The organism is Burkholderia cepacia, from assembly GCF_001718835.1.
GTDB classification, from domain to species: domain Bacteria; phylum Pseudomonadota; class Gammaproteobacteria; order Burkholderiales; family Burkholderiaceae; genus Burkholderia; species Burkholderia cepacia_F.
This window is the reverse complement of sequence record NZ_CP013443.1, coordinates 2,455,319-2,479,099: the sequence shown is the minus strand read 5'-3', so window position 1 is coordinate 2,479,099 and position 23,781 is coordinate 2,455,319. Positions and strand designations below refer to the sequence as shown.

Annotated in this window: 21 protein-coding genes, 1 tRNA gene and 1 pseudogene; 13 read left to right on the top strand and 10 right to left on the bottom strand. The window is 65.5% G+C overall.

What is annotated here, in order from left to right; all coding sequences use genetic code 11:
* Positions 1-12 precede the first annotated feature (12 nt).
* Positions 13-555: an FKBP-type peptidyl-prolyl cis-trans isomerase gene (locus WT26_RS14660; protein ID WP_059662895.1), complete on the top strand. Its 543-nt coding sequence runs from the start codon at positions 13-15 to the stop codon at positions 553-555.
* Here the strand turns inward: WT26_RS14660 and WT26_RS14655 are convergent.
* The 3 genes from WT26_RS14655 to WT26_RS35745 form a co-directional block, all read right to left on the bottom strand.
* Entirely contained in the window at positions 535-1,812 is a 1,278-nt protein-coding gene (locus WT26_RS14655) for a hypothetical protein (protein WP_069273149.1), read from the bottom strand. The genes WT26_RS14660 and WT26_RS14655 overlap by 21 nt on opposite strands.
* The gene (mutS, locus tag WT26_RS14650) at positions 1,793-4,408 is read right to left on the bottom strand and encodes a DNA mismatch repair protein MutS (protein ID WP_069273771.1); all 2,616 of its coding nucleotides are present in this window, start codon (positions 4,406-4,408) and stop codon (positions 1,793-1,795) included. Before mutS ends, WT26_RS14655 begins: the two co-directional genes overlap by 20 nt.
* A 726-nt stretch (positions 4,409-5,134) precedes the next feature.
* On the bottom strand, positions 5,135-5,491 hold the full coding sequence (locus WT26_RS35745; RefSeq protein ID WP_080485666.1) for a lysozyme inhibitor LprI family protein: 357 nt from the start codon (positions 5,489-5,491) through the stop codon (positions 5,135-5,137).
* Positions 5,492-5,809: 318 nt separating this feature from the next.
* Here WT26_RS35745 and WT26_RS14645 point away from each other — a divergent pair, with 318 nt between their 5' ends.
* Both WT26_RS14645 and WT26_RS14640 read left to right on the top strand, forming a co-directional pair.
* Positions 5,810-6,832, top strand: coding sequence for an IS30 family transposase (locus WT26_RS14645; RefSeq protein ID WP_080485665.1), 1,023 nt, complete (start codon positions 5,810-5,812; stop codon positions 6,830-6,832).
* A 14-nt stretch (positions 6,833-6,846) separates the two neighbouring features.
* Entirely contained in the window at positions 6,847-7,212 is a 366-nt protein-coding gene (locus tag WT26_RS14640; protein ID WP_059588531.1) for a hypothetical protein, read from the top strand.
* Between the two features lie 72 nt (positions 7,213-7,284).
* Here the strand turns inward: WT26_RS14640 and WT26_RS14635 are convergent, their stop codons facing one another.
* Positions 7,285-8,520 (bottom strand): MFS transporter, encoded by a 1,236-nt coding sequence (locus tag WT26_RS14635; protein ID WP_069270371.1) that lies wholly within the window; start codon positions 8,518-8,520, stop codon positions 7,285-7,287.
* Between the two features lie 71 nt (positions 8,521-8,591).
* Entirely contained in the window at positions 8,592-9,995 is a 1,404-nt protein-coding gene (locus WT26_RS14630) for a PLP-dependent aminotransferase family protein (protein WP_069270370.1), read from the bottom strand.
* A 269-nt stretch (positions 9,996-10,264) separates the two neighbouring features.
* On the opposite strand from WT26_RS14630, the pseudogene WT26_RS35740 reads away from it, so the two are divergent.
* Both WT26_RS35740 and WT26_RS14625 read left to right on the top strand, forming a co-directional pair.
* Positions 10,265-10,393: pseudogene (locus WT26_RS35740) on the top strand (H-NS family nucleoid-associated regulatory protein); the annotation flags it as partial.
* A 100-nt stretch (positions 10,394-10,493) separates the two neighbouring features.
* Positions 10,494-11,129, top strand: a complete 636-nt coding sequence (locus WT26_RS14625; RefSeq protein ID WP_059715811.1) for a LysE family translocator — start codon at positions 10,494-10,496, stop codon at positions 11,127-11,129.
* Positions 11,130-11,208: 79 nt separating this feature from the next.
* On the opposite strand, the gene WT26_RS14620 is transcribed toward WT26_RS14625, so the two are convergent.
* Positions 11,209-12,012: an inositol monophosphatase family protein gene (locus WT26_RS14620; RefSeq protein WP_021162664.1), complete on the bottom strand. Its 804-nt coding sequence runs from the start codon at positions 12,010-12,012 to the stop codon at positions 11,209-11,211.
* A gap of 280 nt (positions 12,013-12,292) precedes the next feature.
* Between WT26_RS14620 and WT26_RS14615 the strand changes: the two genes are divergently transcribed.
* Together WT26_RS14615 and cysE are read left to right on the top strand one after the other, a co-directional pair.
* Positions 12,293-13,111: an RNA methyltransferase gene (locus WT26_RS14615; protein ID WP_069273148.1), complete on the top strand. Its 819-nt coding sequence runs from the start codon at positions 12,293-12,295 to the stop codon at positions 13,109-13,111.
* A 174-nt stretch (positions 13,112-13,285) separates the two neighbouring features.
* Positions 13,286-14,059, top strand: a complete 774-nt coding sequence (gene cysE, locus WT26_RS14610) for a serine O-acetyltransferase (RefSeq protein WP_059532128.1) — start codon at positions 13,286-13,288, stop codon at positions 14,057-14,059.
* Between the two features lie 57 nt (positions 14,060-14,116).
* Here cysE and WT26_RS14605 read toward each other — a convergent pair whose 3' ends face one another.
* The 4 genes from WT26_RS14605 to WT26_RS14590 all read right to left on the bottom strand — a co-directional run bounded on the left by WT26_RS14605 (position 14,117) and on the right by WT26_RS14590 (position 16,874).
* Positions 14,117-14,917, bottom strand: coding sequence for a UDP-2,3-diacylglucosamine diphosphatase (locus WT26_RS14605; RefSeq protein WP_059532131.1), 801 nt, complete (start codon positions 14,915-14,917; stop codon positions 14,117-14,119).
* Between the two features lie 27 nt (positions 14,918-14,944).
* Positions 14,945-15,436 (bottom strand): peptidylprolyl isomerase, encoded by a 492-nt coding sequence (locus WT26_RS14600; protein WP_006751616.1) that lies wholly within the window; start codon positions 15,434-15,436, stop codon positions 14,945-14,947.
* An 88-nt stretch (positions 15,437-15,524) separates the two neighbouring features.
* A complete protein-coding gene (locus tag WT26_RS14595; RefSeq protein ID WP_069273147.1) occupies positions 15,525-16,112 on the bottom strand; it encodes a peptidylprolyl isomerase in 588 nt (195 codons plus the stop codon).
* 39 nt (positions 16,113-16,151) lie between these two features.
* The gene (locus WT26_RS14590; RefSeq protein ID WP_059532134.1) at positions 16,152-16,874 is read right to left on the bottom strand and encodes a tetratricopeptide repeat protein; all 723 of its coding nucleotides are present in this window, start codon (positions 16,872-16,874) and stop codon (positions 16,152-16,154) included.
* Between the two features lie 234 nt (positions 16,875-17,108).
* On the opposite strand from WT26_RS14590, the gene cysS reads away from it, so the two are divergent.
* The 6 genes from cysS to WT26_RS14560 all read left to right on the top strand — a co-directional run bounded on the left by cysS (position 17,109) and on the right by WT26_RS14560 (position 23,675).
* Positions 17,109-18,506, top strand: coding sequence for a cysteine--tRNA ligase (gene cysS / locus WT26_RS14585; protein ID WP_069273146.1), 1,398 nt, complete (start codon positions 17,109-17,111; stop codon positions 18,504-18,506).
* Between the two features lie 43 nt (positions 18,507-18,549).
* Complete coding sequence (locus WT26_RS14580) at positions 18,550-19,347, top strand: DNA-3-methyladenine glycosylase family protein (protein WP_069273145.1); 798 nt, start codon at positions 18,550-18,552, stop codon at positions 19,345-19,347.
* 103 nt (positions 19,348-19,450) lie between these two features.
* Entirely contained in the window at positions 19,451-20,422 is a 972-nt protein-coding gene (locus tag WT26_RS14575) for an acetyl-CoA carboxylase carboxyltransferase subunit alpha (RefSeq protein WP_034207712.1), read from the top strand.
* Between the two features lie 46 nt (positions 20,423-20,468).
* Positions 20,469-21,878 carry a tRNA lysidine(34) synthetase TilS gene (tilS, locus tag WT26_RS14570; RefSeq protein WP_069273769.1) on the top strand — a complete coding sequence of 470 codons (1,410 nt, stop codon included), beginning with the start codon at positions 20,469-20,471 and terminating at the stop codon, positions 21,876-21,878.
* Positions 21,879-22,217: 339 nt separating this feature from the next.
* Positions 22,218-23,471, top strand: a complete 1,254-nt coding sequence (locus tag WT26_RS14565; RefSeq protein WP_027787050.1) for an aspartate kinase — start codon at positions 22,218-22,220, stop codon at positions 23,469-23,471.
* A 110-nt stretch (positions 23,472-23,581) separates the two neighbouring features.
* Positions 23,582-23,675: transfer RNA gene (locus WT26_RS14560), tRNA-Ser, on the top strand.
* Positions 23,676-23,781 lie beyond the last annotated feature (106 nt).

Genomic DNA, 23,781 nt, shown 5'->3' with positions numbered 1-23,781 from the left:
TGGGAGAATTGGATGAAAATCGCAAAAAACACCGTCGTGTCGGTCACTTACAAGCTGTCGGACGCACAGGGCAATCTGATCGAGGAAAGTGACGAGCCGATGGTTTATCTGCACGGCGGCTATGATGGCACGTTCCCCAAGATCGAGGAACAGCTCGACGGCCACGAGCCGGGCTACGAGGCGCAGGTCCAGCTCGAGCCGCAGGACGCGTTCGGCGACTACGATCCCGAACTCGTGAAGATCGAGCCGCGCGATCGTTTTCCCGAGCCGCTGGAAGTGGGCATGCAGTTCGAAGGCACGCCGGAAGACGGCGACGAGGAAGTCGATTCGCTGATCTATACGGTCACCGATATCGCCGAAGACAAGGTCGTGCTCGACGGCAACCACCCGCTGGCGGGCATGGCGCTGCGTTTCGCACTGACCGTGAAGGACGTTCGCGAAGCCACCGAAGACGAAATCGAGCATGAGCACGCACATGGCGCGGAAGGGCTCGAGATCGTCGACGAGGACGATGACGAAGACGGCGAAGCGCCGTCAGGGCGTACCCTGCACTGAGCTGGCGGGCGCGCCTTGCGTCGGAGCCGTGAAGTAGGGCGCCGGCGCGGGGCCTGATGCGTCATTCGGCGCCCTGCTGTCGCCCGGCAGTGGCGGCGCGACCGACGACGCGTCGGGTAGCGCCGGCAATGCAGGGATTTCCGGCATCTGCGGCAGCGGGACGTCGTCGTGCGGTGCGGCCGGCAAGGCCGGCGGCACGGGCAGGTTCTTCGGTACTTCCTGCAGGCTCACGTTGAAGATCGTCTGCCGTGCCGGCGACACGCCGACCTTCACCCATTGACTGGCAGGCCGGCGCGGTCCGATCGCGACGCGCGTCAGGTTGCCTACGAGTTCCCCATTGTCGGTACGCAGCGGACGATCGATGGCGAAGCCGTTCGCCAGTGCTTCGCCGCTCGCGTGCATCACGAGTATCGGGCCGCGGAACGTCGCCGCCGCCTTCACCAGCGTTCGTTTCAACTCGCGGAAGCCGTCGCGCACGCGCGGCCGGTTGAAACGCAGCCATGCGAAGCGTTCCGCGCGTTCATAGCGTTCGAACTGCGGATCGCCTTCGAACATCACCACCATCGCACGCGCTTCGCGCCGCTTCGCGTATTCGGCCGCGTGGTCGATCCAGAAACCGTTCGCGATGATGCGGTCCTCGAATTCGCCGTTGCGGCCGCCGGCCGTCAGGTAATGGTTGTTCGGCGCCGGCGCGTTGAGTGCGACGTAGACGATGTCGTCGCGCATCCAGCGTGCATTCTCCCGATACGGCCGGAACCGTGCGACTTCGCTTTCCCGCGTGATCGGCAGCGCGCCGGGGTCGGGCAGTGCCGAATCGGCGAGCAGCGTCTGCCGCAGGAAATCGAGCCGCTCGACCGGGTCGTAGCCGCCTCCCGCCGCCGTGTTGCAGGTGACCCAGTCGTCGCGGCCGGGCACGAACACGAGCGGCACGCGCGATGCGTCGAGAATCGCGCCGCGCTGCGAATACAGTGCATCGCGGCACGCTTCCCTGGCTCCCTTGAGATCGCCCGCATAGACCACGAACGCGAGATTGCGCTCGCGCGCGATCGCATCGAGCAGCCGCTGGGCGGCGACCTCGTCCGCAGGCGACGCGATCACGCCGGAGACGACCGCGAACGAATAGGGCGCGCCGGCGCGCTTCGCGGGCGCCGCCTGGGCGAGCGCGCCGGAAAGCGCGAGCGCAGCCGCCGCGGCGAGCGCGACGGCTGCGTGCACGAGCCGGCCGGCCGCCGCGCGCTTACGCGTGCCCGTCGGCATCGTGCGACCGGACCAGCGTGCGCAGTTCGTACAGCAGGTCGAGCGCCTCGCGCGGCTTGAGATCGTCGGGATCGATGTCGCGCAGTTTTTCGAGCGCGGGGTGGGGCGCGCTCGGGGTGGCCGGCGCGTCCGCGCATTCGAGATCGTCGGCGGCCACCGGCGGCGCGCTGAACAGGTCGAGCTGCGGCGTGTGCTGCGACGCCGACTGCTGTTCGAGGTACGCGAGGTGCTTGCGCGCGGCGCGGATCACGGGCGCCGGAACGCCTGCGAGCTGTGCGACCTGCAGGCCGTAGCTCTGGTTGGCCGGACCTTCGTTGACCGCGTGCAGGAACACGATGCCGTGGCCGTGCTCGACGGCCGACAGGTGGACGTTGGCCGCTTGCGGAAATTCCGCCGGCAGTTGCGTCAGCTCGAAGTAGTGCGTCGCGAACAGCGTGTAGCACGCGTTGTGCGCCAGCAGATGGCGCGCGATGGCCCACGCGAGCGCGAGGCCGTCGAACGTCGACGTGCCGCGGCCGATCTCGTCCATCAGCACGAGGCTTTGCGGTGTCGCGTCGTTGAGGATCGCCGCGGCTTCGGTCATCTCGACCATGAACGTCGAGCGGCCGCCCGCGAGATCGTCCGCCGCGCCGATGCGCGTGAAGATCCGGTCGATCGGGCCGAAGCATGCCGACCTGGCCGGCACGTAGCTGCCGACGTAAGCCATCAGCGCGATCAACGCGGTCTGCCGCATGAACGTCGACTTACCGCCCATGTTCGGGCCGGTGATCAGCAGCAGCTTGCGCTCGGTGCCGAACCGGCAGTCGTTCGCGATGAACTGTTCGACCTGTGCCTCGACGACCGGGTGGCGGCCCTGTTCGATTTCGATGCCGATCTCGTCGGTGAAGGTAGGCGCGACCCAGTCGAGCGCGCGGGCGCGTTCGGCGAATGCGGCGAGCAGGTCGAGTTCGGCGAGCGCCGATGCGACGCGCTGGCACTCGGGGATGAACGGCAGCAGTGCCTGCAGCACGGCGTCGTACAGCGCGCGCTCGCGCGCCAGCGCGCGTTCCTGCGCGGACAGCGCCTTGTCCTCGAAAGTCTTCAGTTCGGGCGTGATGTAGCGCTCGGCATTCTTCAACGTCTGGCGCCGGCGATAGTCGTCGGGCACCTTGTCGGTCTGGCCGCGCGTAACCTCGATGTAGAAGCCGTGCACCTTGTTGTATTCGACGCGCAGGTTCGCGATGCCGGTGCGCGTGCGCTCGCGCGCTTCGAGATCGATCAGGAACTGCCCGCAGTTCTCCGAGATGTCGCGCAGCTCGTCGAGCTCGGCGTCGTAGCCGCGCGCGATCACGCCGCCGTCGCGCACCATCGCGGCCGGTTCGGGCGCGATCGCGCTCGTCAGCAGGTCGAGGCATTCGGCGGGCGGTGCGAGTGCCGCGTCGACGCGGGTGAGTGCGTCCGCGTTCGCGACGATCGCGCTGATGCGCTCACGCAGCGCCGGGAGGGCGGCGAACGTGTCGCGCAGGCTCGACAGGTCACGCGGGCGCGCGGACAGCAGCGCAAGGCGCCCGGTGATCCGTTCGACGTCGGCGATCTGGCGCAGCGCGCTGCGCAGCGCATCGAGGCTCGCGTTCGCCGGCGCATCGAGCAGGGCGCCGATGGCCTGCTGGCGCGATTGCGCGGCAACCGACGCGCGCGGCGGGTGATGCAGCCAGTGACGCAGCAGGCGGCTGCCCATCGTCGTGCAGCAGGTGTCGAGCAGCGAATACAGGGTCGGCGATTCGGTGCCGCGCAGGGTTTCGGTCAGTTCGAGGTTGCGGCGCGTGGCCGGATCGAGCCCGATGTACTCGGTTTCGTTTTCGACCTTCAGGCTGCGCACGTGCCGCAACTGCTGGCCTTGTGTGGCCGCTGCATAGAGCAGCAGCGCGCCGGCCGCGCCGCACGCGCTCGTCAGCGAGTGCGCGCCGAAGCCGTCGAGGCTCGCGACATCGAGCTGGTCGCACAGGCGCTGCGTGCCCGACGCGATGTCGAAGTGCCACGCCGGCACGCGCTTGCTTGCGCCTGCGCCTGCCGGCACGGCGTCGGTTGCGCCGTCCGGCGTCAGGATCTCGGCCGGCCGGATGCGCTCGAGCGCGGCAGCGAGCTGCTCGGGTTCGATTTCTGCGAGCCGCAGCGCGCCGCTTGCGAGGTTCAGCCATGCGAGGCCGACATTGACCGCGACGCCACGCTTGTTGTGGCCCGTGCACATCGCGAGCAGGTAAACGTCGTTCTTGTCGGACAGCAGTGCTGCATCGGTCAGCGTGCCGGGCGTGACGACGCGCACGACCTTGCGCTCGACGGGGCCCTTCGACGTGGCGGGATCACCGATCTGTTCGCAGATCGCGACCGATTCGCCCATCTTCACGAGCTTGGCGAGATACTGTTCGACCGCGTGGTGCGGTACGCCGGCCATCTTGATCGGCGTGCCGGCCGATGCGCCGCGTTGCGTGAGGGTCAGGTCGAGCAGGCGTGCGGCCTTTTCCGCATCTTCGAAGAACAGCTCGTAGAAGTCGCCCATCCGGTAGAAGACAAGCGTGTCGGGATGGTCGGCCTTGATGCGCAGGTACTGCTGCATCATTGGCGTGTGGTTTTCGAGCCCGGCGACGGCGCGGGCCGCGGACGACTGCGTATCGCTCGCGGCCGCGGCGGGCGTGCCCTTGAGCGATTGCGAGTCCATTGGGGTTTCGTTGCTGACGGGCGTGTTTTCCATCAAAAATGAGCGTAATCGGTTGGTTTTGGGCGGGATAACGTTCGTCCCGCGCATGTTCGGGGTTCATTCGGGGGCCGCCGGTTGCTTGTCGTGAATCGGCCGGATTCGTGAAAGCGGCGGCGCCGAACCCTCGATATGATCGTGACCGGCCAGTTGGAGCCGGAGTGCGCAATAGGCGATAGTTTACATGGCGCGTGCGTTGCGGGCTGCTATCCGATCGACCAACGTCGGGATGGGTGGTTCGCAAGGGCCGGACGATGGGTGTTCGCGCGAGGTCGGGAAGGCTTGAAGGTAGGCAGCATGATCGCCCTCATACGCTGCTCTACCTCGATGATCACCCTTGCTCCGGCGCGTCCACATCGAGGCCATGCCGCTCCAATATACGGTTGCTGGAGGTCATAAAAGGGCGTCGACCGGAACGAATTGTCCGTTCCAGCCGGGATGATGCGGCGCAGCCAGTGGGTCTGTTCTAATGGCAGATGGCGGCGCGGACGACCACGCCGGTCTCACACTTGCAGATCCGCGAACGAGGGCAGGAGATCGTGCTCGACGAGCCGGATCTCGATGCGGTTTGCTGACTTCATTTTCGGTCTGCTATCTTTTGAGAAGAGTTTTCAAATAGTCAACTCGCTGCCTGGTGATCGTGACGAGACAGTCTTTCGTAATCAGGCCGGGGCCGGCGCCTTGGGATTGCGAGGCCTCGGCTGCAATATAGCCATTGCATTGCTTTTCTCTATAATTGAGCCAGGCCTTCTGTGATTTCTCCAGCTCATCCTTGTATTGTGTGGATGCATATATTTTCTGATAAATTGCATTGAGATCTTTTTTTGATTTATCGAGAGCGTGGAGCGTGCAAGATAAATCGTCGTATACATTCATGCCGCTGATGCACGCTTCAGCAAATGAAGTCGCGGGTAGCAATAAAAACACTAAATAAATGATTTTTTTCATGGTGCCTTCAATGGATTGGTGATGGTATGACTCTGGAAGCTCTATGGTATAAGGAGCTGGTCGTATCGTCGTCTACATGCGAAGGACGATGCTCTTCCATACGGGCCAATAGTTCGGTCGGTCGGGAATGACCTTATGGAGAACGCGTGCCATACCCAGTTTGGCGGATATTTGTTCGCTAAGGCAACACATTGATTGTCCGAGTCGTCCTCTGCCGGCCACAAGCGGTCGTTCTACACCGGTGCACAGAAACAGAAAGGGAGCCATGCTTAGACTCTAGTTTCAAGTGCAACACCTGTATTGAGATAGGGTGTTGCGATGAAGAAAAGCTACAGCCACCTGAGCGCGGAAGAACGTGCGGTGATCATGATCGAAAGCGGAAAGAACGTGAGCGTGCGCGCGATCGCCCGACTGCTCGGACGCAGCGCATCGACCGTCACGCGAGAACTGGCGCGCAACCGCGCTGAGTCTGCGCGATGTTATGACGCGTCGGTCGCGGCCAAGGCCTACCGCACGCGGCGCGAGCGAAGCCGGCGGCCGCGCAAACTGCTTGCCGCAAGCGCGCTGTACTGGCATGTGCATCATCAACTGGTCTATCGGCGCTGGTCGCCGCAGCAAATTGCTGCCAGACTTCGCGAAATGCACCCAGACAGCCCCGACCAGCGCGTCAGCCACGAAACGATCTACGCGGCGATTTACACCCATCCTCGTGGTGGCTTGAAGCAAGCCATGATCGAGGCGCTTCGCCAGGAAAAGCCTGCGCGCGGCAACCCGCGCAAGACCCTTGCCCGCAAGAGCTTCGTACCGGAAGAACTGCGCATCATTCACCGGCCTGAGCAGATCGAAACGCGTAAATCGCCGGGGCATTGGGAAGGCGATCTGGTCAAGGGCGCCTTCAATCGCTCCTGCGTGGGCACGCTGGTCGAGCGCAAGACACGCTTCGTGGTGCTGTGCCGCATGGACGGCTGTACGGCGAAGGATGCACTCGAAGGCTTCACGCGCCAGATGAAGAAGTTGCCGGCGTTCTTGCGCGAGAGCCTGACGTATGACCGTGGATCGGAAATGACCTGTCATGTCGAACTGGCCGAGCGGCTGAATCTCGATATCTGGTTTGCGGACCCATACGCGCCTTGGCAGCGAGGCAGCAACGAGAACACCAACGGTTTGCTGCGCCAGTTCTTGCCCAAGGGCATGGACCTGTCGGGCGTCACGCAAACGCAGTTGAACGACATCGCCAAATTGCTCAATGGCCGTCCTCGTCAAACCCTCGGCTGGAAAACGCCGGAAGAGGCGATGGCCATTGAATTGGCTGCCGCTGGATTAGCGAAACGTTGCACTTGATTCTTGAGATCGCCATGACAAACCTGATTCGATTCCGGGTTCGGCCGGTATATCACGGCAGCGATCTTCTGGTCGAGGTACTTGAAGACCATCGCTCGGATCACTTTCCAAACGTCGCTGCGATCCTGCAGGATGCACTGCATTCCGTCCAAGTGCCGCATCCTGACGGCCTTGATGATCCCCGGGTCGCATTGTTTCAGGATCGCTATTTCAGCTATTGGACGTATGCGCGGGGCCACTATGAAATAGACGACGACATCTGGGGATTGTTCGTCACCGCGTCGATCAACAACTTGTCCATAATCGCGGACATCGAACGAGCACTCCTGTTGACGGGGAAGTTCGTCAAAGAAGAAGTGGATTTCGGCAAGTTCAAGTGAATCCGGGCAGGGCCTTGCCAGATAGGGTACAGGCACGCGTCGCATCCCGATTCGAGCGGGCACTGACGATGGCTAACCGGATTCTTTCCCGGTCCGGACCTGAGCGATCTCGTGCGGGATTGCCGAAGTCGCGAGTGCAGCCATCGCGGATGCGATTCCGGCCATCATCAGCGCTGCCGAAGATGAAGTGGCGGTCAACGTTCCGGCGATGGCCGATCCAATTGGAAACCCCACCACATTCAGGCTCATCGAGATGGACATGACCCGGCCGAGTTGCCGAGGGTCCGTTCGCCGCTGACGCAGCGTCAGCAATGCGACATCGATAGGGCCGGATGCGATGCCGACGACGATCAGCGCGGCGACCAGCCCGCCGAGTCCGAATTCGCCTGCAACCGGCCACGCGGCCGCTGCGGTCGCAGCCATGCCGACAGCCATGATTCGACGCTCCCGGTCGACCGTACGCAGATGACCGGCAAGCAAGGCGCTCACGCCACCTGCAGCACCGACCGTGGTCCACATCAAGCCGGTAATCGAACTGGCTGCGCCCTTGGAAACGTGCTCGGCGACAAATGTCGGGACGACCACAATGAGCGCGCCCCAAGTGACCTGGTACAACGAATAGGAAATCGCGAGCCCCCGAAGTGTCGGTTGCGCGGCAACCATCCTGATGCCTTCCATCGTCTGCCGCCAGATCGACGCCCGCGAGCGGACCAGTCCAGGCAGGTGCGGAACGAATGACAGAAATACCGCTGCGCTGGCGTAGGCGGTGGCAATCAGCAAGATCGCCGCCGCAGGCCCCAGCGAAGCGGCCATCACGCCGGCCAGCGCAGGACCCACGACGTCGACAACCGCATAAATCGCGGTGTCCAGCGCGTTCGCCCGGTCAAGTGCCGCAGGCGGAACCACGCGGGGCAGCAGCGTTCGTGTGCCGGCTGCACCCAATGGACCCGTGAGGGAATACAAGACCACCGGCACGGCCAGCACGACAGGGTCGGCCGAACCACTCCAGCCGACGACGCTGACGGCCGCAACGAAGATGGCACTGGCGATGAAGTCGATCCGCACGGCGATTGTTGGCCCTACGCGATCAAGGATCGCACCCGCAACGGGGCTGACGACCAAGCCGGGCACGATTGCAGCGAACGTCAACCATCCGGCCAGCTCGGGCGACGAAAACCGCGCCAGGACAAACAGGACCAGGGTAAGAACGAACATCCGTCCGGCGAGGCGCGAGCAGGTCGCTGCGACGAGTAAAGGCGACAAACCCGGGATGTTCAGCAGGGAACGATAGGAATCTTGTCGTGTCATGGCGATCCGCGAGTCGCATCGGTCGCGGCCATCCTACGGACCGGCTACTGATCGGTCAAGCACCGTCCAGCTCACCTGCCCAGGGTTCCCGCCGCGTCGATGAACGGCGCCGCCTGTGGATCGCTCGCCGCCGCCACGTTGAGCCGGACCCACGGCGTGGCGTCGCCGTTCGGCCGGTAATCGCGCCCCGGCGCGAGATCGAGCCCGAGTGTGCGCGCGAGTTCGACGAGCCGCGCGGAATCGTCGACACCCGGCACGCATGCCCACACGAACATCCCGCCGTTCGGTTGCGCGTACACCTGCCAGCCCGCCTGCCGCAATCGCGCGACCGTGTGCGCCGACGCCTGCGCGAGGCGCCGGCGCAGCCGCTCCACGTGCTTGCGGTGCGTGCCGCGCTCGAGCAGCAGCGCGACGATGCTTTCCACGATCCGTGCGCCACCCATGCTGGTGAGGGCCTTCAGGTCGATGAGATGGTTGATCAGGTCGGGTCGCGCGGCCAGATAGCCGACCCGCAGCGACGACGACAGCGTCTTCGAGAACCCGCCGACATAGATCACGCGTTCGAGCTGGTCGAGCGTCGCGAGCCGCTGCGACGGCCTCGCCTCGAAATCGCTGTAGACATCGTCCTCGACGATCGCGAAGCCATGCTGGTGCGCGAGCTGCAGCAGCCGGAACATGATCGGCGGGGCAATGTTCGTCGCAGTCGGGTTATGGAGCACGGTCGAGACGAAGAACAGCTTCGGGCGGTGTTCGCGCAGCAGCGCCTCGGCTGCCTCGATGTCCGGCCCCGTCGCGCGGCGCGGCACGCCGACGGGCTTCACGCCGTGCAGCTTCAGCAAACCGAACAGGTTGAAGTAGCCGGGATCCTCGACGAACACCGTGTCGCCCGGCTTCAGCATCAGGCGCACGACGAGATCGAGCGCCTGGCTCGCGCTGTGCGTGACGAGGATCTGCTGCGGCTGGGCGTCGATGCCGAGCGGCGCGAGGTGCCGGCACAGCTGCTGGCGCAACAGCGGATCGCCCTGCGGCTGCGCGTAGTCGACGAGGTTCGCCGTGTCGCCGCGCACGACGTGTCGCACCGCTTGCGCGATGCCGTCGACGTCGCGCCACGCGGCCGGCACGAAGCCGCTCGACAGTTTCACGCGATCGTCCAGCGACGCGAACTGCCTGAGGATGTGGCTCGTTTCCTCCTCGGCGACGCGCGGGTCCGTGCCGCCCGGGAGCGCGCCGGCGTCGCGCCGGTCGGTCACGTAGAAGCCGGAGCCGTGGCGCGGCCGGATCAGGCCGCGGGCAGCGAGCAGATCGTATGCCTCGATGACAGGGAAGCGGCTGATCTTCTGATCGGCCGCCATCTTGCGGATCGACGGCAGTTTCACGCCGCCGCGCAATTGCTGCGAACGGATCATCCGTTCGATCTGGTCGACCAGCTGTTCGGTCAGCGGAACGCCGGTCGTCGTGTCGAGCGCGAGTTTCATCGGACGCCACCGTCAAGGACTTCGGCCAAAGTGTTCAGTGAAAATGGCTGAACACTTTGGAGGTGATTGTTCGGTTCTGTTCATTCCCTCGCACGGATTCTAGTCGAATAATCGGGGCCACCGTCTTTTGGAAATGCGATGGTCGAGAGGAGCGGCAAGGGGGCGCGTGCTGTCGCGGGGACGGTGATGGCGCAAAGCGGTAGCGAACACACTTTGATCCGGAGGAAACCACATGCCGACTTATGACGATCTGAAAGCCAGGAGTCAGTCGTCGTGCTCCGGCGATTGCAAAGTATCGCGACCCGGCATCCGGCGCCGCCTGGAGCGGGCGTGGGCGGGAACCCCGGTGGATTGCCGGCCGCGATCGGACGATGTTCCTGATCGGGGCGTCCACATGAATGAAGGGAATCTTCGCGACGATGCTTCATCAGTCTCGATCGACTGTTCGGCAAACAAGATCGGCGCATCGGCGCCGTCTGCATGCGGGTGCTCGCTGATATGAACTTCGCCCACTTCTCCGGCTTCGGCGTCGCGTTCGCCGTCTACCTGATCGGCACGGCAACGCCGGGGCCGGCCAACCTGTCGATCGCGAACGTGTCGCTCAATCACGGGCGCACGCCCGGCCTGGCGATGGCCGCCGGCGTGATGTCCGGCTCGCTCTGCTGGGGCGTGACGGCGGCGGCCGGCGTGTCCGCGATGCTGCTGTCGTCCGGTGTGCTGCTCATGTGGCTCAAGATCCTCGGCGCAGGCTACCTGCTGTGGCTCGCGTACAAGGCGGTGCGCGCCGCGTACTCGACGCGCGATCCGCTGAAGGCCGATGCGCAGGCGCGGCGCGGCAGCCTGGCGAGGTTCTATCTGCAGGGGCTCGGCATCCACCTGACCAACCCGAAGGCGATCCTGTCGTGGCTGACCGTGACGACGCTGGGGCTGTCGGCGAACGCGTCGGCGTGGACGAGCTTCGTGCTCGTCGCCGGCTGCGCGACACTCGGCTTCATCGTGTTCACGACGTATGCGCTCGCGTTCTCGTCGCATTCGGCGGGGCCGTTCTTCGCGCGCACGCGCAAGCCGTTCGGCCTGTTCTGCGGACTGTTCTACTGCGTGCTCGCGGCGGGCTTCATCCGCTCGCTCGCGTAGCGTTTCGGCCGGCCCGGAATGGAAAACGGCCCGGGCCCGCGCAGGGCGGACCCGGGCCGTCTGCGGCGCGCGGGCGCCGTTATTCCGCCGCCGGATGCACGCGGGTGTAACGGTTCAGGATCGGGATCATCTGCGCGTAGATCTTCGGGTTTGCCGCGACGATTTCATGGCGATGCAGGAAATCGGCATCGCCCGTGTAGTTGCCGACGAGGCCGCCGGCCTCGGTGATCAGCAGGCTGCCCGCTGCCATGTCCCACACGTTGATGCCTTGCTCGAAGAACGCGTCGAGGCGGCCGGCCGCGACGTTCGCGAGATCGAGTGCCGCTGCGCCCGGACGACGCAGGCCGGTGCAGGCTTGCGTCATTTCGGTGAAGAGGCGCGCATATGCATCGAGACCGTCCTTTTCGCGGAACGGGAAGCCCGTGCCGACCAGTGCGTCCGACAGGCGGTCGCGGCGGCCGACGCGGATGCGGCGGTCGTTCAGGTACGCGCCGCGGCCGCGCGTGGCCGTGAACAGGTCGTTCTTGTTCGGATCGTAGACGACGGCCTGCGTGACGACGCCCTTGTGCTCGAGCGCAATCGACACGCAGTAGTACGGGAAGCCGTGGATGAAGTTGGTCGTGCCGTCGAGCGGATCGATGATCCACTTGAATTCGGATTCGTTCTCCGATTCGCCCGATTCCTCGGCGAGGATCGCGTGGTCGGGGTAGGCGGTCTTCAGCGTCTCGATGATCGCGTCTTCGGCGGCCTTGTCCACTTCGGTGACGAAGTCGTTCTGCTGCTTCTTGCGGATCTCGATCAGGTCGAGATCGAGGGACGCGCGGTTGATGATCTGTCCGGCGCGGCGCGCAGCCTTGACAGCAATGTTGAGCATGGGATGCATGAGCCTGGATCCTGTAGCCGGCGGCACGGGCCGCCACGAAGTGGAACAACCGCCCGGCACGGCGCTAGCGTGGCAGGCGAGGTGAGACGCGAATTGACAAAGAACGGGGTACGACCCGCGTCGCACGGAGCGCGACGCGTAAAGGCATGATTTTACCCGATTTTTGGCGGTTTCAGGCGACCGGAATACGGGGAAACCCCCACTATCCGTCCGGACGAGTGGGTTTGCCGTAGCGATGGCGATACCATACTGCCATTCTGATGAACCGAGTCGTATCGTAGTGGAAACCCCGCAGATCACCGCCGCGCCGTCCGAGTCGGGCGCGGCTTCGTCCCGGCCGCCGTCCGGCGGCTTCACGTCCACCCGTTTCGTGCTCGTCGAGCCGAGCCATCCCGGCAACGTCGGCGCGGCCGCCCGCGCGCTGAAGACGATGGGTTTCTCGCGTCTGGTGCTGGTCGCGCCGCGTGTGCCGCATGTCCAGAGCGATCCCGAGGCGATCGCGATGGCCAGCGGCGCGGACGACGTCCTCGCATCCGCGCATGTCGTGCCGACGCTTGGTGAAGCGCTGTCAGGCGTGCACTGGTCGATCGCGCTGACCGCGCGTACGCGCGAATACGGGCCGCCGCGCCTCGCGCCGCGCGCGGCCGCCATGCAGGCATCCGCACAGGTCGGCGCGGGCGACATCGCGCTCGTGTTCGGCAACGAGCGCACGGGCCTCGCGAACGAGCACGTCGAGCTGTGCAGCGCGCTCGCGCACATCCCGGCGAACCCGGCCTACAGTTCGCTGAATCTCGCACAGGCCGTGCAGGTGCTCGCGTACGAGCTGCGGATCGCGTTCCTCGAACGCGCGAACGCATCGTTGCCGCAACCGGAAGCCGGCACGCTTGCGCAGAGCGACGAGATCGAGCGGATGTACGTGCACCTCGAGAACGCGCTGATCGCGCTCGATTTCCTCGATCCGCGCAACCCGAAGAAGCTGATGCCGCGGCTGCGGCGCCTGTTCGCGCGCACGGGCCTCGAGCGTGAGGAGGTCAATATCCTGCGCGGTGTCGCAAAGCACATCCTGCTGAAATCGCGCACGCCGGACCGCGACGCCTGACGCGCCGCGGGGCCGCCGCGCGAATACCCGCGCCGGCGCCGGGGAGAAACGCGCGACGTCGTGCGGCCGTGCGCGACTCGCCCTACAATCGCCGGACGTCATATACAAAGCAGCCGGTGCGATAAAGGCCGGTCATTGCCGGCGATGCGCGCCGGCCTTTTCCCAGACCACATCATGTTCACGAGACTGCGCGAAGACGTTGCAACGATTCGCGAGCGGGATCCCGCCGCTCGCAGTGCGTGGGAAGTGCTGACCTGTTATCCGGGGCTGCATGCGCTCGTGCTGCATCGTTTCGCGCACGCATGCTGGCGCGCGAAGCGCTACTGGCTCGCGCGTTTCGCGTCACAGGCCGGCCGGTTCCTGACCGGCATTGAAATCCACCCCGGCGCGACGATCGGCCGGCGCGTGTTCATCGATCACGGGATGGGTGTCGTGATCGGCGAGACGGCGATCATCGGCGACGACTGCACGATCTATCAGGGCGTGACGCTGGGCGGCACGTCGCTCACGCGCGGCGCGAAGCGCCACCCGACGCTCGAGGCCGGCGTGATCGTCGGCGCGGGTGCGAAGGTGCTCGGCGGATTCACGGTCGGTGCGGGCGCGAAGATCGGATCGAACGCGGTCGTCGTGAAGCCGGTGCCGGCAGGCGGCACGGCAGTCGGCAATCCGGCGCGCATCGTGATGCCGGCACAGCCGAAGCCGCAGCCCGAGCGCGCGGCATTCTTCGCATACGGGATCACGCCGAACGCCGACGATCCGATGTCGCTCGCGATCCACGGCCTGATCGATCACGCTGCGAAGGAAAGCCGCCGTGTCGACGAGATCGTCGCGGCGCTCGAGCGGCTCGGCACGCATCTGGAAACGCTGCAGGGCGCCGACGCGGCGCGCCTCGATCTGCGCCGGCTGTCGGCCGTGCTGGAAGGCAAGACGGTCGAGCGCCAGGCGTAATGTGATCGATGCGGGTCGCAGCCGGCGCAACAGGTCGGTTCGACGGCGGTGGCCGCGTCAGTCGAGCGGCATCGCGTGGATGCCTTCCGCGTCGACACGCAGGTAACCGCCGCGCGGCTTGCCGTGGTCGAGATCCCAGTCGGGCAACACCCAGCGAATGCCGCCCGGCTCGCTGTGGCGCGCGGGGCGGTGCGTGTGGCCGTGAATGATCACGCTCGCGCGGCTTTTCCGGAACAGGGCGGCCACCCCCTCACGCGTGACATCGTAAATCGCCGAAGCAGGGCGCATCCGGCCCGCTTCGCTGTTCGAGCGCATGCGCTGCGCGAGCGCGCGGCGCCAGCGGAACGGCCATGCGAGAAACAGCCATTGCGCGACGCGGTTGCGTGCGAAGCGGCGGAACAGCTGGTAGCCGCGATCGGCCGTGCATTGCGCGTCGCCGTGCGCGAGCACGATGCGCTGGCCGAACGCCATGATCAGCGACGGATCGGGCAGTAGCATCGCGCCGGCTGCCTTCATGAAGCGCCGGCCGAGCAGGAAATCGCGGTTGCCGTGCATCACGTAGAGCGCGATGCCGCGTTCCGAGAACGTGTGCATCAGCGCGGCCATGCGGGCGGCGAACGGATCGTCGTCGAGGATGTCGTCGCCGATCCAGTATTCGAAAAGATCACCGAGGATGAACACCGAGTCGGCGCTGTCGGCGGTGTATTTCACGAAATGCTCGAATGCGGCGACCGTCTTCGGAATCGCTTCGCTCAGGTGCAGATCGGAGAGAAACAGGAACGGGCGTGCGGCTTGCGCGTATTCGCGCTCGCCCGGCACGCCCGCGGAGACGCTTCGCGGCGGACTTTCCTGCAACATCGAAGTGCCTCCGTTACGTACTGTTCGTCAGACCACGACGGCCTTTTCGATCACGACGTCGTCGGCCGGCACGTCCTGGTGGAAACCGGCGTTGCCCGTCTTGACGCCCTTGATCTTGTCGACCACGTCCTGGCCTTCGACGACCTTGCCGAACACCGCGTAGCCCCAGCCCTGCGGCGTCGGCGACGAGTGGTTCAGGAAGTCGTTGTCGTTCACGTTGATGAAGAACTGGGCGGTCGCCGAGTGCGGATCGTTCGTGCGCGCCATCGCGATCGTGTAGTTGTCGTTCTTCAGGCCGTTGTTCGCTTCGTTGTCGATCGGCGCGTCGGTCGGCTTCTGCTTCAGGCCCGGCTCGAAGCCGCCGCCCTGGATCATGAAGCCGTTGATCACGCGGTGGAACACGGTGCCGTCGTAGTGGCCCTTCTTCACGTAGTTCAGGAAGTTCTCTACCGTCTTCGGTGCCTTCGCGGCGTCGAGCTCGAGCTTGATCACGCCGTGGTTCGTATGCAGTTCAACCATGATGAATTCCTTCGGTGAGGCGGTTTAAATGGCACGCGGCCGGTCGTGCGACGCGGCCGCGTGAGGCGCCGGACGTGCCGGCAGGTTCTTACTTCGAGACGATGCTCGCCGATTCGATCACGATCGGTTGCGCGGGCACGTCCTGCATCGGGCCGCGCGAGGTCGTCGCGACGCCTTCGATCTTCTTCACGACGTCGAGACCCGACACGACCTTGCCGAACACCGCATAACCGTTGCCGTCCGGGTTCGGATAGTCGAGGCCGCTGTTGTCGACCGTGTTGATGAAGAATTGCGCGGTGGCCGAGTTCGGATCGCTCGTGCGCGCCATCGCGATCGTGCCCGTCAGGTTCTTCAGACCATTGCGGCTTTCCAGCGGGATCGGCGCGCGGGTCGGCTTCTCCTCGAAGTTGGTCTTGTAGCCGCCGCCCTGGATCATGAAGCCCTTGATCACGCGATGGAAGATCGTGCCGTTGTACTGGCCGGCCTTCACGTAATCGAGGAAGTTGGCGACCGATTTCGGCGCCTTCTCCGGGTAGAGCTCGACGCGGATGTCGCCCTGCGAGGTCTTCAGCTGCACGACGGGGTGCGCGGTAGCCGATTGCGCGAACGCAGGTGCGGTCGCGGTCGCGGTCGCGAGAAGGGCGGCGCCGCCAAGCGCCAGCAACAGACGTTTCATTGCGATCCTCAGGTTGGGAGGGAAAGAAGGCCGCGCCGCTTATTGCGACGGCGCGACGTACGGCGCCGCCAGTGCGCCCGACGGACCGCTGAACTGGAACGTCGGCGACATCGGCAGCGTGGTGGTGCTCACGTTCGCGGCGGCGCGGTCGGAGTAGTCGCGCGTGGCCGGTGCGGCCGCGCGGGCGTTCGGCGCGGCCTTCGGCGGCGACACGATCTTCTGGAGATCGGCGAGGCGCTGCGCGGTCGCGCCGCTCGTGCGGCCGAGCGATTGCGCGCGCTTGTACGACTCGGCCGCGAGGCGCAGGTAAAGATCGCCGAGGTTCTCGTACGCGAGCGAGTAGCTCGGGTTCGCTTGCGTTGCCGTGACGAGCGCGGTGCGCGCTTCGTCGTATCGGCCATGCTTCGCGTAAAGCGCCGCAAGGTTGTTGTACGGCTCGGGCAGTTCGGGGTACGCCTGCGTGATCGCGACGAACTGCTGGATCGCGTCGTCGTCGCGGTTCAGGCGGGCCAGCACGGTGCCGCGCTTGAACTGCGCCTGCAGGTCGTGCGGGTTCGACGCGATGCGCGCGTCGAGCTGCGCGAGCGCCTGCTTCCACTGCTTGCCGGCGATCGACGCGTCGATTTCGGGCGTGCCGTCGGCGGTGGCCGGGGCTTTCTGCGCATGCGCCGCCGGGGCCGCGAAAAGCGTCAGCGCGACGCCCATGACGGTGGTCGCAACGAGGGTCGCAGCGCTCTGCGCGCGGCCGCGATGAGGTTTCATAGGCGTAAATCGGAATGTTATACTCCGAGCCATTCTAACAAAACGTCTGCGCGTTCCGGCGAGCGGCAGACAGTCTTTCTTATGCCTCTCGTGGCCGTCACCGCTGTGCTTGCAGCCTGACCGCCCCATGTGATATCGAGGACGCGCGGCACGATGCCGCGGCGGCGGCTCGATCGTTTCGCATGCTGGGCGAGCTTCGCCAGGGCGGTTTCCTTCGGCTCACGGTTCATCTCTATGGAATCACTGCGCATCTACAACACGCTCGCGCGTGACAAGCAAGTTTTCGTGCCGCGCCAGCCCGGCGAAGTGCGGATGTACGTATGCGGAATCACCGTATACGACTATTGTCACGTGGGCCACGCGCGCATGCTGGTCGTGTTCGACCTCGTCCAGCGCTGGTTGCGTGCGATCGGTTACCGGGTCACGTATGTGCGCAACATCACCGACATCGACGACAAGATCATCCGCCGCGCGGTCGAGAACGGCGAGACGATCAAGTCGCTGACCGACCGGTTCATCGGCGCGATGCACGACGACGAAAGCGCGCTCGGCATCCAGCGGCCCGACATCGAGCCGCGTGCGACGGCGTTCATTCCGCAGATGCTCGGCATGATCGAGACGCTCGAGACGAACGGTTACGCGTATCAGGCGACCGACGGCGACGTCAATTACTCGGTGCGCAAGTTCGCGAACTACGGAAAGCTGTCGGGCAAGTCGCTCGACGATCTCCGCGCCGGCGAGCGCGTCGCCGCGAACGACGCGAAGGAAGATCCGCTCGACTTCGTGCTGTGGAAGCGGGCGAAGCCGGAAGATCCGGAAGGCGCGTCCTGGGCGTCGAAGTACGGGATGGGCCGCCCGGGCTGGCACATCGAGTGCTCGGCGATGGGCTGCACGCTGCTCGGCGAACATTTCGACATCCATGGCGGCGGGCAGGATCTGCAATTCCCGCACCACGAGAACGAGATCGCGCAGAGCGAAGGTGCGACCGGCCAGACGTTCGTCAATTACTGGATGCACAACGGCTTCGTGCAGGTCGACAACGAGAAGATGTCGAAATCGCTCGGCAACTTCTTCACGATCCGTGAAGTGCTCGAGCGCTACGACGCGGAAGTCATGCGTTTCTTCATCGTGCGCACGCACTATCGTTCGCCGCTCAATTACAGCGACGTGCATCTCGACGATGCGCGCGCGTCGCTCACGCGCCTCTACACCGCGCTGAAGGACGTCGCGCCGGATGCGGCGGCGCTCGATTGGAACGAGCCGCACGCGCAGCGTTTCGCGGCCGCGATGAACGACGACTTCAACACGCCGGTCGCGGTGGCGACGTTGTTCGAGCTGGCGGGCGAGGTGAATCGCACGCGCGACGCGGCGCTGGCGCGCCAGCTGAAGCAGCTTGCGGCACTGTTGGGATTGCTCGGCCGCGAACCGCGCGCGTTCCTGCAGCAGGCGTCGGGTGCCGCGCAGGCGGGCGGGCTCGCCGCCGACGAGATCGAGGCGAAGATCGCCGCGCGCGTCGCGGCGAAGCAGGCGAAGGACTATGCCGAAGCGGACCGGATCCGGGCGGAACTGCTCGAGACCGGTATCGCACTTGAAGACAAACCGGGCGGATCGACCGAATGGCGTCGCGTATGAGCGCGGTGCGTTCCACTGACCGATCCGTCAGGTAGGAGGCAAGATGGCAACGGCCAGAAAAGCGCCGGTCAGGCGCGCGACCCCGGTCGCCGCGCGTCCGGCAGCCAAGCGCGTGCCGCCGGTGAAGACGGACGCAACGCGCGCCGTGCCGAACGGCGCGCTCAACGGTCACACGCAGCCGCCGGCGGCGAAGCCGGCGCAGATCGACGGCGTCGACGTCGTCGTGCGACCCGCATACTGGGACAAGGCATGCGCCGACCTCGTCAAGCGCGACCGGATCCTGAAGAAACTGATTCCGAAGTTCGGTCCCGCGCATCTCGTGAAGCGCGGCGACCCGTTCGTCACGCTCGCGCGATCGGTCGTCGGCCAGCAGATTTCGGTGCCGTCGGCGCAGTCGCTGTGGGCGCGCATCGGGGATGCCTGTCCGAAACTCGCGCCGCAGCCGGTGATCCGGCTCGGCGCGGACAAGCTGATCGCGTGCGGGCTGTCGAAGCGCAAGACGGAATACATCCTCGATCTCGCGCAGCATTTCGTGTCGGGCGCGCTGCACGTCGACAAATGGACGTCGATGGACGACGAGGACGTGATTGCGGAACTCACGCAGATCCGCGGCATCAGCCGCTGGACGGCCGAGATGTTCCTGATCTTCAACCTGTCGCGGCCGGATGTCCTGCCGCTCGACGATCCGGGCCTGATCCGCGCGATCAGCGTCAATTACTTCAGCGGGGAACCCGTCACGCGCAGCGAGGCGCGTGAAGTCGCGGCCAACTGGGAACCGTGGCGCACCGTCGCGACCTGGTACATGTGGCGCAGCCTCGATGCGCCCGACGCCGACGCCTGAGCGGCGGCTATCGGGTTTTAAACATCAATAGTTGAGAGCCGGTTTTGAGCGTCGCCCGCGCGGGTAGAATACGCGCTGCCGCAAGACCCAAGGATTCGAACACATGAAGACCACGTTTCTGGATTTCGAACAGCCGATCGCCGAACTCGAGGCCAAGATCGAAGAGCTGCGATTCGTGCAGGACGACTCGGCTGTCGACATTTCGGAAGAAATCGAGCGGCTGTCGAAGAAAAGCCAGCAACTGACGAAAGACCTCTACGCGAACCTGTCGCCGTGGCAGGTTTCGCAGATCGCGCGGCATCCGCAGCGTCCGTACACGCTCGATTACGTTGCGGAACTGTTTACCGATTTTCACGAGCTGCATGGCGACCGCGCATTCGCGGACGACCTGTCGATCGTCGGCGGTCTCGCGCGCTTCGGCGGCCATCCGTGCATGGTGATCGGTCACCAGAAGGGCCGTGACACGAAGGAGCGCGCCGCGCGCAACTTCGGGATGCCGCGTCCGGAAGGCTATCGCAAGGCCGAGCGCCTGATGCGTCTCGCCGAGAAGTTCGGGCTGCCGATCTTCACGTTCGTCGACACGCCGGGCGCGTACCCGGGCATCGGCGCGGAAGAGCGCGGCCAGTCGGAGGCGATCGGCCGCAACCTGTACGTGATGGCCGAATTGAAGACGCCGATCATCACGACCGTGATCGGCGAGGGCGGTTCGGGCGGCGCGCTCGCGATCGCGGTGGCCGATACCGTGATGATGCTGCAGTTCTCGACCTACTCGGTGATCTCGCCGGAAGGCTGCGCGTCGATCCTGTGGAAGAGCGCGGCGAAGGCGCCGGAAGCCGCGGAAGCGCTGGGCCTGACCGCGCACCGCCTGAAGGCGCTCGGCCTGATCGACAAGATCGTCAACGAGCCGCTCGGCGGCGCGCATCGCGATCCGAAGGGCATGGCAGCGCTGCTGCGCCGCGCGCTCGCCGATTCGCTGCGCCAGTTCCAGGGCATGAGCATCGATGCGCTGCGCGAGCGCCGCTTCGAGCGCCTGATGGCCTACGGCAAGTTCAAGGAAACCACGCCGGGCGCATGACCCGCGTGCGTCCATCGCAGTGCGCCCGCGTGCGCGCTTTTCCATCGTGATCCCACCGACCGAATTCTCCGCCGACCGCGTCGTTCTCGACGCGGTCGGCGTTGCGCTTTCCGGCATGCCGCCCGATGCGCGCATCGCGATCGCGTACAGCGGCGGCCTCGACTCGACGGTGTTGCTCGATGCGGCCGTGCGCGTCGCCGGCGCGTCGCGCTGCGTCGCGCTGCACGTGCATCACGGGCTGAGTGCGAACGCCGACGCGTGGGTTGCGCATGCCGAGGCGAGCGCGGCGGGGCTTGGCGTCGCATTCGAATCGATGCGCGTCGACGTGCCGCGCGACAGCGGCCTCGGTGTCGAAGCGACGGCGCGCGAGCGGCGCTACGCGGCGCTCGACGAGATGTGCGAACGTCACGGCGCGGCCACGCTGTGGCTTGCGCAACATGCGGACGACCAGGCCGAGACCGTGTTGCTGCAGTTGTTGCGCGGCGCGGGGATCGCGGGGCTTGCCGCGATGGCGCCGCGTTACCGTCCGGCAGCGGCGCGCGTCGAGCGCGTGCGCCCGCTGCTGCGACTGCTGCGCGCGCAACTCGAGCGTTATGCGGCGCAGCGCGCGCTCGACTGGATCGACGACGAATCGAACAACGACACGCGTTACGCGCGCAATGCGCTGCGCATCGACGTGCTGCCGGCGCTGGCCGTGCATTTTCCGGGCTTTCGCGACGCGCTGGGCCGCGCGGCCCAGCACGCGGCCGCCGCCCAGCGGCTGCTCGACGATCTGGCTGAACTCGACTTCGCCGTTGCCGCGCGCGATGACGGGCAGGCGCTGTCGCGCGAGGCACTGGTCGCGTTCGACGATACGCGTGGCGCGAACCTGCTGCGCTTCTGGATGCGCCGGCTCGGTTTGCCGGGCGCGTCGGCCGCCCGGCTCGCCAACATGATGCGGCAGTTGCGTGCCGCACACGACGCCCATGCGTTGCGCGTCGATCACGCGGGGCAATGCCTGCGGCTTTATCGCGATGTCGTCTACTGGGAAGCGGGCGACAGCAGCGAGCCGGCCGACGACGGCAGCGGCGCGCCGCGCCCCGAATGCACGTGCACGTGGAGCGGGCAGGAGGTCTGGCATCTGCCGGCGTGGCGCGGCACGTTCGTGTTCGCGCCGGCCGCGCCCGGCGACGCGGACGCGGTGCCCGACGCGCTGCTGCGCGGCGTGCGGCTCGCGGTGCGCGCCCGCGCGGGCGGCGAGCGGATGCGCACGTCGCCGGGCGGTCCGGGCCGTACGCTGAAGAACCTGTTCCAGGAGCGCGGCGTGCCGGCCTGGCAGCGCGACGTGCCGCTCTTGTTCGTGGGCGAGCGGCTGATCTACGTGCCGCGGCTCGGCGTGAACCGCGAGGGCGGGGACGTCGATGGCGGCGGCGCCTGGCGCCGGATCGAATGGCGTCCCGACCTGCTGATCGCATGAAGGGTGCCCGGGCGAGGGGCGATGCCGCGCCGATTTTCACCATTTGGTAAACAGCGCCGGAGCGGCCGCCGGTACGGCGTCCGGCTTGTCAATCGGACATCGATCGGGTACGCTCGGTCGTTTGCTCGGCTCGATTTTTGAGCGATTTGTGCAGGTTTTCCGCGTGACGTACCCGGTTTGCGCGGCCTGATCGGCCTTCCGGGCAAAATCCGTCACGCTTGCGTGTTGCGTCCCAGCCGTCCCCCTCGTCGTCCGTCCACAGCCACAAGCCGCGTGACCGAACGGCTACGCGGCCTGCCCAGCGCGCCCGTGCGGTTTCTCCTCCAGTTCAGAACGACAATGGCACTCATCGTACACAAATACGGCGGCACTTCGATGGGCTCGGTCGAGCGCATCAAGAACGTCGCGAAACGCGTCGCAAAATGGCATCAGGCCGGGCACCAGATGGTGGTCGTGCCTTCGGCGATGTCCGGCGAAACCAACCGTCTGCTCGGTCTTGCGAAAGAGATTTCGAGCCAGCCGAGCCCGCGCGAGCTCGACATGATCGCGTCGACCGGCGAGCAGGTCAGCGTCGGCCTGCTGTCGATCGCGCTGCAGGAAATCGGCGTCGAGGCCGTGAGCTACGCGGGCTGGCAAGTACCGATCAAGACGGACAGCGCGTTTACGAAAGCGCGCATTCATTCGATCGATGACGAGCGCGTGAAGGCCGATCTGAATGCAGGCAAGGTCGTGATCATCACGGGCTTCCAGGGCGTCGATCCGGACGGCCACATCACGACGCTGGGCCGTGGCGGCTCGGATACATCGGCGGTGGCGGTCGCGGCTGCGCTGGGTGCCGAAGAGTGCCTGATTTACACGGACGTCGACGGCGTCTACACGACCGACCCGCGCGTCGTCGAAGAGGCGCGACGCCTCGATCGCGTGACGTTCGAGGAAATGCTGGAAATGGCCAGCCTCGGCTCGAAGGTCCTGCAGATCCGCTCGGTCGAATTCGCCGGCAAATACCAGGTGAAGACGCGCGTGCTGTCGAGCCTGACCGATCCGCTGATTGCGCTCGACGAAGAAATGCGCTCGGGCACCCTGATTACTTTTGAAGAAGACGAGACCATGGAAAAGGCAGTCATTTCCGGCATCGCGTTCCAGCGCGACGAAGCACGCATTGCTGTGATGGGCGTGCCCGACAAGCCGGGCATCGCGTATCAGATCCTCGGCCCGGTCGCGGATGCGAACGTCGACGTCGACATGATCATTCAGAACCAGAGCGTCCAGGGCAAGACCGACTTCACGTTCACGGTCGGCCGTGGCGACTACCAGAAGGCGATGGACATCCTCACCAACCAGGTGAAGGGCCACGTGAACGCCGAGCAGGTGCAGGGCGATCCGAAGGTGTCGAAGGTGTCGGTGGTCGGCGTCGGCATGCGTTCGCACGTGGGCGTCGCGAGCAAGATGTTCCGCACGCTGTCGGAAGAGGGCATCAACATCCAGATGATCTCGACGTCCGAAATCAAGATTTCGGTGCTGATCGACGAGAAATACATGGAGCTGGCCGTCCGCGCGTTGCACAAGGCATTCGAACTCGACCAGGCATCGTGAATTTTCCGTGATGCATTGAAGAAAATGCATCACGGAAATTGACGTGCGGTTCGAAACCCTATATTATTTCGTTCTCGTCGCACTGCCTCCCTGGTGCGAGCGAAAGTTTGGGAGACGTGGCCGAGAGGTCGAAGGCACTCCCCTGCTAAGGGAGCATCTGGGCCAAAACCTGGATCGAGGGTTCGAATCCCTCCGTCTCCGCCAGTTTATGGCGGCGAAACCCCGCAGAGTCTAGGCTCTGCGGGGTTTTTGTTTGGCGGTCACTATCAAAGCGACTAGCAAAACACTCGGCGCTTCAACAGCCCGTCCC

Bases quoted from the DNA above. Each gene is read 5' to 3' on its own strand.
- WT26_RS14640 (WP_059588531.1), top strand. From the start codon at position 6,847: ATGACAAACCTGATTCGATTCCGGGTTCGGCCGGTATATCACGGCAGC.
- WT26_RS14580 (WP_069273145.1), top strand. From the start codon at position 18,550: ATGGCAACGGCCAGAAAAGCGCCGGTCAGGCGCGCGACCCCGGTCGCC.
- WT26_RS14565 (WP_027787050.1), top strand. From the start codon at position 22,218: ATGGCACTCATCGTACACAAATACGGCGGCACTTCGATGGGCTCGGTC.
- mutS (WP_069273771.1), bottom strand. From the start codon at position 4,408: ATGATGCAGCAGTACCTGCGCATCAAGGCCGACCATCCCGACACGCTT.
- WT26_RS14630 (WP_069270370.1), bottom strand. From the start codon at position 9,995: ATGAAACTCGCGCTCGACACGACGACCGGCGTTCCGCTGACCGAACAG.
- WT26_RS14590 (WP_059532134.1), bottom strand. From the start codon at position 16,874: ATGAAACCTCATCGCGGCCGCGCGCAGAGCGCTGCGACCCTCGTTGCG.
- WT26_RS14605 (WP_059532131.1), bottom strand. From the start codon at position 14,917: ATGTTGCAGGAAAGTCCGCCGCGAAGCGTCTCCGCGGGCGTGCCGGGC.
- WT26_RS14655 (WP_069273149.1), bottom strand. From the start codon at position 1,812: ATGCCGACGGGCACGCGTAAGCGCGCGGCGGCCGGCCGGCTCGTGCAC.
- WT26_RS14620 (WP_021162664.1), bottom strand. From the start codon at position 12,012: ATGCATCCCATGCTCAACATTGCTGTCAAGGCTGCGCGCCGCGCCGGA.
- WT26_RS14625 (WP_059715811.1), top strand. From the start codon at position 10,494: ATGAACTTCGCCCACTTCTCCGGCTTCGGCGTCGCGTTCGCCGTCTAC.
- WT26_RS14600 (WP_006751616.1), bottom strand. From the start codon at position 15,436: ATGGTTGAACTGCATACGAACCACGGCGTGATCAAGCTCGAGCTCGAC.
- WT26_RS14575 (WP_034207712.1), top strand. From the start codon at position 19,451: ATGAAGACCACGTTTCTGGATTTCGAACAGCCGATCGCCGAACTCGAG.
- WT26_RS35745 (WP_080485666.1), bottom strand. From the start codon at position 5,491: ATGAAAAAAATCATTTATTTAGTGTTTTTATTGCTACCCGCGACTTCA.
- cysS (WP_069273146.1), top strand. From the start codon at position 17,109: ATGGAATCACTGCGCATCTACAACACGCTCGCGCGTGACAAGCAAGTT.
- WT26_RS14595 (WP_069273147.1), bottom strand. From the start codon at position 16,112: ATGAAACGTCTGTTGCTGGCGCTTGGCGGCGCCGCCCTTCTCGCGACC.
- WT26_RS14645 (WP_080485665.1), top strand. From the start codon at position 5,810: ATGAAGAAAAGCTACAGCCACCTGAGCGCGGAAGAACGTGCGGTGATC.
- WT26_RS14660 (WP_059662895.1), top strand. From the start codon at position 13: ATGAAAATCGCAAAAAACACCGTCGTGTCGGTCACTTACAAGCTGTCG.
- cysE (WP_059532128.1), top strand. From the start codon at position 13,286: ATGTTCACGAGACTGCGCGAAGACGTTGCAACGATTCGCGAGCGGGAT.
- WT26_RS14635 (WP_069270371.1), bottom strand. From the start codon at position 8,520: ATGACACGACAAGATTCCTATCGTTCCCTGCTGAACATCCCGGGTTTG.